This window comes from Paracoccus sp. ME4 (assembly GCF_046736325.1).
In the GTDB taxonomy this organism is placed as follows: Bacteria; Pseudomonadota; Alphaproteobacteria; order Rhodobacterales; family Rhodobacteraceae; genus Paracoccus.
Map to the genome: position 1 here is coordinate 378,225 of NZ_CP151276.1, position 12,764 is coordinate 390,988.

14 protein-coding genes are annotated in these 12,764 nt (G+C 69.9%); 8 read left to right on the top strand and 6 right to left on the bottom strand.

Features of this window, described 5'->3' with window-relative positions; translation table 11 throughout:
* Positions 1–107: 107 nt before the first annotated feature.
* The 5 genes from AACG61_RS01855 (at position 108) to AACG61_RS01875 (ending at position 5,211) form a co-directional block, all read left to right on the top strand.
* Positions 108–893, top strand: a complete 786-nt coding sequence (locus AACG61_RS01855) for a DUF6478 family protein (protein ID WP_411838326.1) — start codon at positions 108–110, stop codon at positions 891–893.
* A 10-nt stretch (positions 894–903) separates the two neighbouring features.
* Complete coding sequence (locus AACG61_RS01860) at positions 904–1,299, top strand: hypothetical protein (protein WP_411838327.1); 396 nt, start codon at positions 904–906, stop codon at positions 1,297–1,299.
* A 122-nt stretch (positions 1,300–1,421) separates the two neighbouring features.
* Entirely contained in the window at positions 1,422–2,516 is a 1,095-nt protein-coding gene (nspC, locus tag AACG61_RS01865) for a carboxynorspermidine decarboxylase (protein WP_411839442.1), read from the top strand.
* A 35-nt stretch (positions 2,517–2,551) separates the two neighbouring features.
* Positions 2,552–3,778, top strand: a complete 1,227-nt coding sequence (locus AACG61_RS01870; RefSeq protein WP_411838328.1) for a saccharopine dehydrogenase NADP-binding domain-containing protein — start codon at positions 2,552–2,554, stop codon at positions 3,776–3,778.
* Positions 3,779–3,981: 203 nt separating this feature from the next.
* Positions 3,982–5,211 carry an AI-2E family transporter gene (locus AACG61_RS01875; RefSeq protein ID WP_411838329.1) on the top strand — a complete coding sequence of 410 codons (1,230 nt, stop codon included), beginning with the start codon at positions 3,982–3,984 and terminating at the stop codon, positions 5,209–5,211.
* 9 nt (positions 5,212–5,220) lie between these two features.
* Here AACG61_RS01875 and AACG61_RS01880 read toward each other — a convergent pair whose 3' ends face one another.
* Complete coding sequence (locus AACG61_RS01880) at positions 5,221–5,652, bottom strand: pore-forming ESAT-6 family protein (RefSeq protein WP_411838330.1); 432 nt, start codon at positions 5,650–5,652, stop codon at positions 5,221–5,223.
* Between the two features lie 344 nt (positions 5,653–5,996).
* On the opposite strand from AACG61_RS01880, the gene AACG61_RS01885 reads away from it, so the two are divergent.
* Positions 5,997–6,608 (top strand): hypothetical protein, encoded by a 612-nt coding sequence (locus AACG61_RS01885; protein ID WP_411838331.1) that lies wholly within the window; start codon positions 5,997–5,999, stop codon positions 6,606–6,608.
* Between the two features lie 49 nt (positions 6,609–6,657).
* Here AACG61_RS01885 and AACG61_RS01890 read toward each other — a convergent pair whose 3' ends face one another.
* From AACG61_RS01890 to AACG61_RS01910, 5 genes are read right to left on the bottom strand one after another with little or no spacing between them, the layout of a single operon-like run.
* Positions 6,658–7,104, bottom strand: coding sequence for a MarR family winged helix-turn-helix transcriptional regulator (locus tag AACG61_RS01890; RefSeq protein ID WP_411838332.1), 447 nt, complete (start codon positions 7,102–7,104; stop codon positions 6,658–6,660).
* Between the two features lie 53 nt (positions 7,105–7,157).
* Complete coding sequence (locus AACG61_RS01895; RefSeq protein ID WP_411838333.1) at positions 7,158–8,168, bottom strand: YeiH family protein; 1,011 nt, start codon at positions 8,166–8,168, stop codon at positions 7,158–7,160.
* A gap of 36 nt (positions 8,169–8,204) precedes the next feature.
* Entirely contained in the window at positions 8,205–8,711 is a 507-nt protein-coding gene (locus AACG61_RS01900; protein ID WP_411838334.1) for a flavin reductase family protein, read from the bottom strand.
* A complete protein-coding gene (locus tag AACG61_RS01905; RefSeq protein WP_411839443.1) occupies positions 8,708–9,598 on the bottom strand; it encodes an aldo/keto reductase family oxidoreductase in 891 nt (296 codons plus the stop codon). Before AACG61_RS01905 ends, AACG61_RS01900 begins: the two co-directional genes overlap by 4 nt.
* Before the next feature lie 5 nt (positions 9,599–9,603).
* A complete protein-coding gene (locus tag AACG61_RS01910; protein WP_411838335.1) occupies positions 9,604–10,758 on the bottom strand; it encodes an LLM class flavin-dependent oxidoreductase in 1,155 nt (384 codons plus the stop codon).
* Between the two features lie 88 nt (positions 10,759–10,846).
* Between AACG61_RS01910 and AACG61_RS01915 the strand changes: the two genes are divergently transcribed.
* Together AACG61_RS01915 and AACG61_RS01920 are read left to right on the top strand one after the other, a co-directional pair.
* On the top strand, positions 10,847–11,587 hold the full coding sequence (locus tag AACG61_RS01915) for a GntR family transcriptional regulator (protein WP_411839444.1): 741 nt from the start codon (positions 10,847–10,849) through the stop codon (positions 11,585–11,587).
* Positions 11,588–11,596: 9 nt separating this feature from the next.
* Entirely contained in the window at positions 11,597–12,703 is a 1,107-nt protein-coding gene (locus AACG61_RS01920; protein WP_411838336.1) for a Gfo/Idh/MocA family protein, read from the top strand.
* The last annotated feature ends 61 nt before the right edge of the window (positions 12,704–12,764 follow it).

The window sequence follows — 12,764 nt, forward strand, 5'->3', positions numbered from 1 at the left end:
TGCGGTCTATCCATGAAACGAACCCAACGGGCTGAACCGAATGACGAATCGTCGCCTTGTCCCGCAGAAGACCGTGCCGCGGCGCGCATCCATCCAGGCCGGGCACCATGGCGCGGCCTGATCGCGGCTGGCTGGCGCGCCGCATCCGCGCCAGTGCCGCCCGGCAATGGGCGCGGATCCTGCGCCGCACGCGCCAGCAGCCCGGGCCGCTGCCCCAGTCCCTGCGGGACGAAGCCGACGCCCTGCATCGCGACCTGTCGCAGGTGATCCGCCTGGCGGATGCGCGGTCCCTGGGCCCGCGCGATTCGCTGCCGCGCATGGACCTGCCCGCGGGCACGGACCGGCGCTGGCGGCCGCAGGTCATGACGGTGCCGATCGCCTCCGCCGCCCTGGTCGCCCCCGACAACGGCCGCTGGCTGTCCGACGAGGTCGCGCTGTTCCACGACTGCCCCGAACGCGCCCTGATCCTGCGCCAGTCGCGCAACCGCCGCGCGACGGACCTGACCGATTACGGCCTGGCACTGGAGATGATGGGGTTCTCGGGCAGCTTCCTGTCCTTCTCGCTGACCCTGCCCCCCGAGATGCTGGAGGAGCTGGGGACGCATCACATCGTCCGGCTGGCATCGACCCTGCAGGCGGAACGTCCGATCGTCGTCTATGCCCGGCTGAACATCCAGCAGGGCCCGAACACCGAGACCATCCTGCGCCAGATGGGCGACCCGATTGCCGGGCGGAACTGCGACCGCGTGGTGGAATTCGACCTGGGCTATGCCGAGCTGTCGCAGCGGACGGTGGACAAGGCCTGGCTGGACCTGATCTTCGAGGCGCCCTACATGAACGCGGTCGTGCTGCGCGACGTGATCCTGTCGCGCCATCCCCGCGCCCAGATCTGAGGAATCCGCGATGCCGACATTCGACAGCCACGGTCTGAAGGGGGGCGTCTGGCGCGGCCGGCTGACCGGCCCGGACCAGCCCCCCGCCCGCGTCCTGCTGATCCAGCACGCCGAGGTCCTGGCCGAGGCCCGGCTGACCCCCGACGGCGAGCGGGCCTGGCGGGTCGAGGTCGCGCTGCCCGGATCGGTCCTGTCCGACGGGGTGCAGACGCTGCTGCTGAAGGCGGTCCCCGAGGGGGTCGAGGGCGACGCGACCGATGCGGGCCGGACGCTGGCCCGGCTGTCCCTGGTGGCGGGCCGTCCCCTGGACGAGGACATGGCCGCCGAGGTCGCGGCCCTGCGCGCCGAGCTGGAGCTGGTCAAGCGCGAGCTGCGCCGCCTGGCGGCCGACCTGCGCGGCGCCTGACGGGCCCACCCGCCGTCACCGGCGCGTCATGTTTCCTTGCGAAGACCGGGGGGCGTGGCTATATCGCGGCTTCGCGACCGCCCACCCCTCCCGTGTTCCTTGACGTAAGGTTGACCATGACCCTGCCGCAGACGCCGCATTACCTGATCGACATGGCCCGCCTACGCGCCAACATGGAGAAGGTGGCCCGGCTGCGCGAGGCATCGGGCGCCAAGGCGCTGCTGGCCTTGAAATGCTTCGCCACCTGGTCGGTCTTCGACCTGATGCGCGACTACATGGACGGGACCACGTCCTCCTCGCTCTATGAGCTGCGCCTGGGCCATGAGACCTTCGGCAAGGAGACCCACGCCTATTCCGTGGCCTGGGCCGATCACGAGATCGACGAGGCGGTGGGTTACGCCGACAAGATCATCTTCAACAGCCTCTCGCAGCTGGACCGCTTCGGCGCCAAGGCTGCGGGCATCGCGACCGGCCTGCGGCTGAACCCGCGTTTCTCGACCAGCGGCTTCGATCTGGCCGATCCGGCGCGGCCGTTCTCCCGATTGGGCGAGGGCGACGTGGAGCGGCTGGAAAGCGCGTTGGACCGCATCAGCGGCGTAATGATCCACTACAATTGCGAGAACAGCGATTTCGACCTGTTCGACCACCAGCTGACCCGGATCGAGACCGAGTTCGGCGCCATCCTGAAGCGCCTGGACTGGGTGTCCTTGGGTGGCGGCATCCACTTCACCGGCGAGGGCTATCCGCTGGACCGGCTGGCCGACCGGCTGAAGGCCTTCCAGGACCGCTTCGGCGTGCAGGCATATCTGGAGCCCGGAGAGGCCAGTATCACCAACACCACCACGCTGGAGGTCAGCGTCCTGGACATCATCGACACCGGCAAGCCCGTGGCGATCGTGGACAGCTCGACCGAGGCGCACATGCTGGACCTGCTGATCTATCGCCAGGACGCCCGCCTGCCGCAGGAGGGTGACCACCGCTATCAGATCGCGGGCAAGACCTGTCTGGCGGGCGACATCTTCGGAGAGGCGGGCTTCGACCGGCCCCTGCGGATCGGCGACCGGGTCAGCATCCAGGACGCGGCCGGATACACGATGGTCAAGAAGAACTGGTTCAACGGCGTCGCCATGCCCGCCATCGCGCGCCGCGAGGAGGACGGAACGATCCGCACCGTCCGCAGCTTCGGTTACGACGAATACAAAGGCAGCCTGTCCTGAGGCCACCCATCCTCTGCCACCTGAAGGAGACAGAATTGGCGAAGAAGAACGTGCTCATCATCGGTGCGGGCGGCGTGGCCCAGGTCACGGCCCACAAGGTCGCGCAATGGGCGGCCGAGTTCGGCGAGTTGCACATCGCGAACCGCACGCAGGCCAAGGCCGACGCGATCATCCAGTCCTTGCGCGAGAAGGGCCATGACATGGCCTGGACCAGCCACGCGCTGGACGCGATGGACGCGGACGCGGTCGAGGCGCTGATCCGGCAGGTGGATGCGGGCATCGTCATCAACGTGGGCACGGCCTTCATCAACATGACCGTCCTTGAGGGCTGCATCCGCGCGGGCGCCGCCTATATCGACACGGCGATCCACGAGGATCCGGCCAAGATCTGCGAGACGCCGCCTTGGTATGGCAATTACGAATGGAAGCGTCGCGAGGACGTGGCCAAGGCCGGCATCACCGCCGTGCTGGGCGCGGGCTTTGATCCGGGCGTGGTGAACGCCTATGCGCGCCTGGCCGAGGACGAGTATTTCGACCGGATCGACAGCATCGACATCGTGGACATCAACGCGGGCAGCCATGGCCGCTGGTTCGCCACGAATTTCGACCCCGAGATCAATTTCCGCGAGTTCACCGGCACGGTCTATTCCTGGCAGAAGGGCGCCTGGCAGGAGAACCGCATGTTCGAGGTCGGCCGCGAATGGGACCTGCCCGTCGTGGGCAAGCGCACCGCCTATCTGTCCGGCCATGACGAGGTCCACAGCCTGTCGGCCCGCTATCCGGATGCCGACGTGCGCTTCTGGATGGGGTTCGGAGAGCATTACATCAACGTCTTCACCGTCCTGCAGAAGCTGGGCCTGCTGTCGGAACAGCCGGTCACGCTGGCCGACGGCACCGACGTGGTGCCGCTCAAGGTGGTCAAGGCCGTGCTGCCCGACCCGGCGAGCCTGGCCCCCGACTATGAGGGCAAGACCTGCATCGGCGATCTGGTCCGCGGCACCCACGACGGCAAGGAGGCCGAGGTCTTCATCTACAACGTCGCCGACCACAAGGAGGCCTTCGAGGAGGTCGGCAGCCAAGGCATCAGCTATACCGCGGGCGTGCCTCCTGTCGCGGCGGCGATCCTGATCGCGCGCGGGCCGTGGGACGTGAAGGCCATGGCCAATGTCGAGGACCTGCCCGCGCGGCCCTTCCTGGAGCTGCTGGGAGAGATGGGCCTGCCCACCCGCGTCATCGACGCGCGCGGCGACAACCCGATCTGACCCGTCCGCACTGAACCGATGCGTCCGATTTCGGGCGTTCCCGCGACGGCGGCCCGGAACATCCGGGCCGCCGTTCGCGTTTGCACGCCGAATGGGCATCGTCGCGTCGCAGGGCGCGCCATGGCCGGGCGCATGCCGGGGGGCAGCGTCGATCAGGACGGATCAGTCGGGGGATATGGGGCATGCCGGGTTCGCAGGGGCATATGTTTCCACGCTTTGCCCAGAAGGAGAACAGCAAGGTTCCGGTGCTGGCGAACTGGGCGGTGATCGGGATCTTCCTGATCGTGTCCTTCTCGGCCATCGCGGCGGGTCGCGATTTTCTGATGCCGGTGACCATGGCGATGCTGCTGTTCTTCGTCTTCACGCCGCTGCGGCGGCTGGCGGAACGGCGCGGGGTTCCGGACGCGGCCACCGCGGCGGGGATCACGCTGTCGATCCTGCTGGTCGTGGCGGTCATCGCCTATGCCGCCAGCGGTCCGCTGAGCCGCGCGATGGGCAACATGCCGATCATCAGCGCGCAGCTGGAGCAGAAGTTCGACAATGTCCGCGACAGTCTCAGCGACCTGCGCGACGCCGCCCGCCAGATCGACGAGGTCCAGAGCGCCTCGCCCGAGGAGGGCGCGCGTCCCGCGATCCGCGTCGAGCAGCAGGGCCAGACCACCCTGGGCATGGTGATGCAGATGGCGCCCCTGCTGATCGGTCAGGTGCTTTTCACGCTGATCCTGCTGTTCTTCCTGATCGCGTCGGGGGACCTTCTGTACCTGAAGATCGTGCAGAGCTTCGACCGGATGCGTGACAAGCGCGGCGCCTATCTGGCACTGCGCCAGATCGAGGATTCGCTTGGCAACTATCTGGGTGCCATCACCATCATCAATGCGGGGCTGGGCCTGGCGGTCGGGCTGACCATGTGGGCCTGGGGCATGCCGGGGCCGCTGCTGTTCGGGATCGGGGCGTTCCTGCTGAACTTCATCCCCTATCTGGGCGCCATCCTGGGCGTGACCATGTCGGCCATCGTGGCGCTGGTGGTGATGCCCGGCGTCTTCTGGCCCGCGATGGTGGCGGGGTCCTATCTGATGCTGACCTCGCTGGAGGGGCAGATCATCACGCCCTATTTCGTCTCGCGGCGGCTGCAGATGAACACGGTGGTGGTGTTCCTGGCGGTGGCGCTGTGGGCGTGGCTGTGGTCGGTGATCGGCATGATCATCGCGGTGCCGGTGCTGGTCGTGATGCGGGTGCTGTGCGACCACGTTCCGGGATGGGAGAAGTTCGGCAACTTCCTGGCGGGCGACACGCCCCCCGCGCTGACGGATGACGACGAGGACGAGGCCCGCGAGCTGGTCGAGATCGGCGCGCAGGCCGAGGACAACGAAACGGCGCGGCTGGTGACCGCGCCGTTGGTTGCGGATGAGCCGGGGCCGCAGGAGCGGCCCTAGCGCAGCGGGTCAGCCCGCGGGCAGGGTCGGGGCGATCTCGTTCACGGCGGCCTCGATCTGCTGGCAGGTGGCTTCGACGGTGCTGCCGCGGGCCTCGACGGCCTCGGACAGGGTCACCTCGGTGCCGCCGATCGACACGGTGCCCTCGGCGCCCTTCGCCTCGGCCGCGTCGCCGGTTGCGGCATCCCCCTCGGGCAGCAGCGCCACCAGCCGGCCCTGCGCCTCGACGGCCTCGGGGCCGCTGAAGCCCTGCTCCTGACAATATTGCAGGATGCCCAGCTGATTGCGGGCGGCCTCGTAGGTCGCGGCCGGATCGGCAGGGGCGGTCGCGGCCGGAGCCTCGGGGGCGGCGGGCGCCGCATCCGGGGCGGGCGTGTCCTGCGCCAGCGTCGCTAGGGGCAGAAGGCCCAGGCCGGCGGCCATGGTCAGGGTGCGGATCATGTCGTTTCCTTTCACGTCTGTCGCGCAGCCTGGCCCGATGACCAGGACGCGTCGCCGATGACATTAGGGTGGCGCGGCCCGGATGGCCCGACCTTGCGCGCTGTGGCGCGGCTTTCCGGCAAGCTGTTGCCGGAACGACGTGCCGTGATCGGCGCGAAGGCGCGGGTTCCATCCCGTCACCGCCCGCGCCCCGGTCCGGCGCGCACGTTCGCTTGACCGGCAGGGCGACGGTCATGACGGCCTCGTGATTGAACCGCCCTGTGCCGTCCCGGTTGATCCCCCAGATGGCGGACAGAACCGCACGACGACCGAGGACAGACGACGTAACCGAATAGGAGCTTCCGATGACCAATCCGATCAATGCGCTGAAGATGGGTGGCAAGGCCGCCGTGCTGGCCGCCCTGATGGCAGGCACCGCCTATGCCCAGACCGCGACCCCGCCCGCCGAACTGACCACCATGGACGAGGTCCAGTTCCCGACGCTGCAGGGAACCGACACCGACGAGCAGGTGATCACCGCCCTGACCGAGCAGGGCTACGAGAACCTGGTCATCACCCGCGCCGACGACACGCTGGTCGTGACCGGCGAGCGTGGCGGCCTGCCGACCGAGATGGTCTTCAGCGCCGCGGACGGCACGCTGGTGCTGGTCGACGGCGTCGAGCCTGCCGCCCCGGCCACGACCGGCATGGGCACGGCGGATGCCGCGACCACGGCCGCCACCACCGACGCGGTCCCGGCCACCGACGGCGACGAGCCGCCGAGCGAGACGCCCGCCTCGAGCAACTTCAGCGGCCAGGACCAGCAGCCGCTGGACACGCCGACCGCATCGGTCGAGGGCGATGACGTCGACCCGGTGAACGAGACCATCCCTGCCGAGGCCGCGATCCCCGCGCCCGAGGGCGGCGAGGCCGGTCAGGACGCCGATGGCGGCGCCGAGACCGACGGCGAGGGCTGATCCTTCGCGACCACCGATCCACGGGGCCGGGCCATGCGCCCGGCCCCTTTCATTCGTGCCCCACGTCCCCCGCATCGTCGGGATAGCGCGACAGCCGCTCCAGCGCAGTCAGCGTCGCGGCGGCCTCCGGGCCCAGCTCCGCCATCAGCTGCGCCTGAAACGCCTCGGCCAGCACCGACAGACGGGCCATCAGCTCGCGCCCCTCGGGGGTCAGCGCCAGCGCGACCAGACGGCGGTCGCCCGCATCGACGGACTTTCGCAGCAGGCCCGCCCGGTCCAGCCGGGTGGCGGCGCGGCTGACGACCGACTTGTCCAGGCTGACGCGGTCGTGGACGTCGCGCACGCTGACCGCGCCCGAATGGTTCAGATGCGCCAGCACGCGCCATTCCGGCACGCTGAGCCCTTCGCCGGCGTAAAGCCGCGCCAGCCGGCGGCTGACCTGCTGGGCCGCGATCGTCAGGCGATAGGGCAGGAATTCGTCCAGATGAAAGGCCATCGTCCCTCCTTGCCGGACCAGATGGCCCGAAAGCGGGGCCGGGGACAACGCCCTCAGACCAGATCCCACAGCAGCGGCACCGCGATCAGCACCGCCAGCGTGGCGGTCTGCACCAGCAGCATGCCCATGGCCGCGGCGCCGACCTGCGCCATGCGGGCCAGCGCGGTCTTCATGCCGACCGCGGCCACCGCCGCGACCAGCAGCGCCCGCGACAGGACCGAGGCCGCCTCGCCCACCGCCTGCGGCACCAGATGCGCCGAATTCAGCGCCGCAAGCACCAGGAAGGCCACCACGAAGCCCGGCAGCAGGGGCGGGCGGGCCTCTCCGGCGGGGCTGGCGCGGCGCAGGGCCAGCGCGGCGATCAGCACCACGGGCGCCAGGAGCGTCACGCGGATCAGCTTGACCACCGTGGCCACGTCGCCGGTATCCTCGGAGACGGAATAGCCCGCGCCCACGACCTGGGCCACGTCATGGATGGTCGCGCCCAGGAACAGCCCGGTCTGATGGGCGTCGAGGCCCAGCCCCGCGGCCAGCATCGGATAGGCGATCATCGCCACGGTGGACAGCACCGTGACCGTGATGACGGTGAAGGACAGGTCGCGCTCGGCCTGCGCGCGGGCGGGCAGGACCGAGGCGATGGCCATCGCGGCCGAGGCGCCGCATATCGCCACCGACCCCCCGGTCAGCAGGGCGAAGGCGCGGTCCTGGCCCAGCCTGCGCGCCAGCGCGACCGAGCCCAGGATCACCGTCGCCACCGACCCCGCGACCAGCGCCACGAAGGGCCAGCCGATCGCGGCGACCATGTCCAGCGACACCCGCAGCCCCAGCAGCGCCACCCCGGTGCGCAGCAACCCGCGCGCGGCAAAGTCGATGCCGGGGGCGGCGCGGTCGTCCTCGGTCAGGAAATGCAGCGGCATGCCCAGCAGGATCGCCATCAGCATGACCGGGGCGCCGTAATGGCCCGACAGGAACTGCGCGGCCATGGCGACGGTCACCGCCAGCATCAGGCCGGGCGCCAGCGCACGGACGCGCGGGGCCAGGGGCGGGAAAGTCGGCACGGCCACGGGCGGCCCCTCCTTGACGGGTCTGCGGCGCGGCGCTCAGCCGCGGGTGATGCCGGCGATCTGGCCGCCGAAGAAGGCCAGCGGCTCGCCGTCCGAGAGCTGGGCCCGCAGGACGCGGCCCAGCACGATCATGTGGTCGCCCGCCTCGTGCAGGGCATGGGTGGCGCAGTCGAACCGCGCGAGGCACCGGTCCAGGACCGGGACGCCCTGGTCGTTGCGCTGCAGCGGGTGGTGGTCCAGCGCGTCGCGGTTGCGCGCCACCGCCCAGGCCAGGTCGGCCTGGTCCCGGGCCAGCACATGGACCGCGAAATGCTCGGCCGCCGCGAAGGTCGCGAAACGGGCGCTGGCGCGCGCGGGCGCCCACATGATCAGCGGCGGCTCCATCGAGATGGAGGAGAAGCTGTTCGCGGTGATGGCGGTGCAGCCCTCGGGCCCGGCCGCGGTGACCAGCGTCACCCCGGTCGCGAAACGGCCGAACGCGTCGCGCAGCAGCCGCCCGTTCTGCGCATCGGGGACGAAGCCCTGCGGCCCGGCCGGGGTCATGCGACCTCGCGCCCGAGCGCCGCCTCGTAGAGCTGGAACCACTCGACCCGGCTCAGCTTGACGCGGCAGGCATCGCCGATGCGGGCGATGCGCGACAGCGCGTTGGTGCCCAGCACCGGCAGGATCGTCGCGGAATGGCGCAGCAGGAAGGCCACCGCCACCGCCGCGCGGTCGGTGTCGTGCTGCGCGGCCAGCCGGTCCAGCACCGCCGCCACCGGTCCGTCGCCGGTCATCAGGCTGCCGCCGCCCAGGGGCGACCAGGCCATGACCGGGTCGCGGCGGCGAAGGTGGAAGGCCAGGTCGCCGTCGGTGAAGGAGGACATTGCCGCCAGCGAGATCTCGATCTGGTTGGTGGCCAGGCGCGTGGTCATGCGGTCCTGCAGCAGCTCCACGTCCCAGGGACGGAAGTTCGACACGCCCACCGCGCGCACCTTGCCCGAGGCGACCAGCGCGTCCAGCGCCGCACCCGTCGCGTCCGGGTCCATCAGCGGGTCGGGGCGGTGGATCAGCAGCAGGTCGATCCGGTCGGTGCCCAGATCGCGCAGCGAGTTCTCGACCGAGGCGCGGATATGTTCGGGCGAGGTGTCGTAATGCTTGCAGGGCGCGTCCGCGTATTTGCCGATGGGCGCCACGATGTCGCATTTGCTGACGATCTCGATCCGGTCCCGCAGGCCGGGCGCCGCGCGCAGCGCGTCCCCCAGGATGGCTTCGGCGGTATAGGCGCCATAGATGTCGGCCTGGTCCATCGTGGTGATGCCCTGCTCCAGGCAGGCCTCGATCTTGGCCTGCACATGGGCGGGCGTGGTGTCGGCGTCGTCGCCGATCCGCCACATGCCATAGACCAGCCGCGACAGGGTCACATCCCCCGCCAGTGTCACGCGTTCCATCATCCTCAGCGCCTTTCGCCTGCGGCCAGCGGGGTCGCCGGGGGCTGGTCGGGCACGCGGCCCCAGACCCGGTTCAGCTGGCAGGTGTTCATCTGGGGCAGCACGCGGCTGCCGAAGTGGTCGGCCTCCTCGATATGCGGATATCCCGACAGGATGAAGGCCCGGATGCCCATGCGGCGCAATGTCTCCAGCTTGTTGAGGACCTGGTCGGTCGATCCGACGATGGCCGCGCCGCAGCCCGACCGCGCCCGGCCGATGCCGGTCCACAGGTCCGGCTCGATATAGCCCTCCAGGTCGGCCAGCTCGCGGTTGCGCGCCTGATGGCTGACGCCAAGCGAGCCCGCGTCCAGCGCCCGCTCGCGGATCGCGCGGCCCTGTTCGTCGTCCAGCCGGCTGACCAGTTCGCGGGCATATTCGCGGGCCTCGGCCTCGGTGTCGCGCACGATGACATGGGCGCGGAAGCCGTAATCCAGCGTGCGCCCGTGCCGTTCGGCCGCGGCATGGGCGGCGCGCATCCGCTCGGCGATGTCCTCGGTCTTTTCGGGCCACATCAGATAGACGTCGCAATGCTGCCCGCAGAGGTCCAGCGCGTCGGGGGAGTAGCCGCCGAAATAGAGCATCGGCCCGCCCTGCTGATAGGGGCGCGCCGGGTCGGTGGTCAGTCCGCTGAAGTTGTAGACCTGGCCCTGATAGTTGATCTCGTCCTGGGTCCAGGCCTGCTTCAGGATCTCGACCACCTCGCGGGACCGCTGATAGCGGAAGGGGCTGGGCTCCTGCTGGCCGGGAAAGTCGCTGCTGATCACGTTCAGCGTCAGCCGGCCCTCCAGCATGTGGTCCAGCGTGGCCACGGTGCGCGCCAGCATGATCGGCTGCATCTCTCCGCAGCGGATCGCGGCCAGCATGTTGATGCGCTCGGTGATGGGCGCGCAGCCCGCCACGAAGGACAGCGTGTCCTGTCCGACCTGATAGCTGGACGGGCACAGGATGTTGCCGAATCCCTGCCGTTCGGCGGTGCGCACGATGTCGCTGCAATGCGCCCAGGACGATCGCAGCGCGCCGTCCGGCACGCCCAGATGGCGATAGTCGTCCGAACAGAGCGCCGCGAACCACGCGACCTCCACGGCGTCCAGATCGGCGGATGTGACGGGGACGACGGTCATGCTTCCCTCCCAGGACGACGGCGGATTTGACCTTGCATAACGCAGCCCATGTTGTAGATCAATGGTGCATCAATTCTGGGGTGTCACCATGGTCGGGGCAGGGGATGACCGCGCGGACGCGCAGGCCGGACAGCGCGGCGACGCGCTGCCCGTCCATCTGCAGATCAGCGAGATGATGATCCGCGAGATCGGCGCGGGGCGGCTGGCCGACGGCCAGCGCCTGCCGCCCGAACGGCGCATGGCCGCCGATCACGGCACCACCGTGCGCACCCTGCGCAAGGCCCTGGCCGAGCTGGAGGCCCAAGGCCTGCTGGAGCGTCGGCAGGGCTCGGGCAACTACATCCGCGCGGGCGCGCCGACGCGGGCCGTCTATTCGATGTTCCGGCTGGAGCATGCGCAGGGCGGCGGCGGGCTGCCGCGGGCGCAGCTGCTGTCGGTCGAGACGCTGGACAAGGATGCCGACCAGCCCGCCTATGGCACCTCGCGCCGGGCGACGCGGTTCCGGCGCCTGCGCTTTCTGGACGACACCCCCATCGCGGTCGAGGAGATCTGGCTGGACGGCGGCGCCGGAGAGATTCCGCCGCAGATGGTGCAGGATTCGCTCTATCTGACCTACAAGCGCGCGCTGAAGCTGTGGATCACCCGCGCCGAGGACCGCGTGGGCCTGGGCCGCGTCCCCGATTGGGCGCCGCCCGAATTCGCGCCGCCTCCGGGCAGCGTCACCCCCTTCATCCGGCGGCTGTCCTGGGCCCAGGCCCCGGGCGCGGTCGAGTTTTCGCGCACCTGGTACGACAGCGACCGCGCGCTCTACGTGCAGCGCCTTGTCTGAGGAGAGATCATGACCATTGAGGACAACCGGACGATCACCTATGGCGTGATCGGCTGCGGGATGATGGGGCAGGAGCATCTGCGCAACATCGCGCTGCTGCCCGGCACCGCCATCGGCGCCATCTTCGAACCCGACGCGCGGATGCGCGCGCGGGCGGCCGCACTGGCGCCCGGCGCGCAGATGGTCGACAGCGTCGCGGCGCTTCTGGCACGGACCGACCTGGACTGCCTGCTGATCGCCAGCCCGAATCACCGTCATGTTGAACAGCTGCAGGCCGTGTCGGCATCCCGCCCGCTGCCGGTGCTGGTCGAGAAGCCGCTGTTCACCGATCCGCGTGACGCGGCCGCGGTCGCCGATCTGGCCGCGCGCCACGGGGCGCCGATCTGGGTGGCGATGGAATACCGCTACATGCCGCCGGTGGCGCATTGGCTGCGCCATGTCCAGGCGGCGACCGGCGGCATCCGCATGCTGAGCATCCGCGAGCACCGCTATCCGTTCCTGTCCAAGGTCGGTCACTGGAACCGCTTCAACGACCAGACCGGCGGCACCTTCGTCGAGAAATGCTGCCATTTCTTCGACCTGATGCGGTTGGCCATCGGCGCCGATCCGGTGCGCGTCATGGCCACGGGCAGCCAGGCCGTGAACCATCTGGACGAGCGCCACGAGGGCCGCGTGCCCGACATCTTCGATCACGGCTATGTCGCGGTCGAGTTCGCCAACGGCGTACGCGCCATGCTGGAGCTGTGCATGTTCGCGGAGGGCGCCCGCTGGCAGGAGGAGATCGCCGCCATGGGGCCGGAGGGCAAGATCGAGGCCTTCGTGCCCGGCCCGACCCGCTTCTGGCCCGATCATCTGGGCGCGCCGCCGGTGGCGCAGGTGATCGTCTCGCCGCGCGATCCCAAGGGGCCGCGGCTGGAGGAGATCCCCGTCGATCCGACCCTGCTGGAGGCGGGCGACCACAACGGCTCGACCTTCTATCAGCACCGCCGGTTCCTGGAGATGGTCCGCGCGGGCGGCACCAGCCCCGAGGTCAGCGTCCAGGACGGCATCTGGGCCGTGCGCATGGGCCTGGCCGCGCAGCAGGCCATGACCGAGGGGCGGGTCGTCGATTTGTGACCGCCCGCACAGGCGTTGTGCGGCCAGACCAGTGCCGCGCCGCCGCAATCCGCGCTATCAG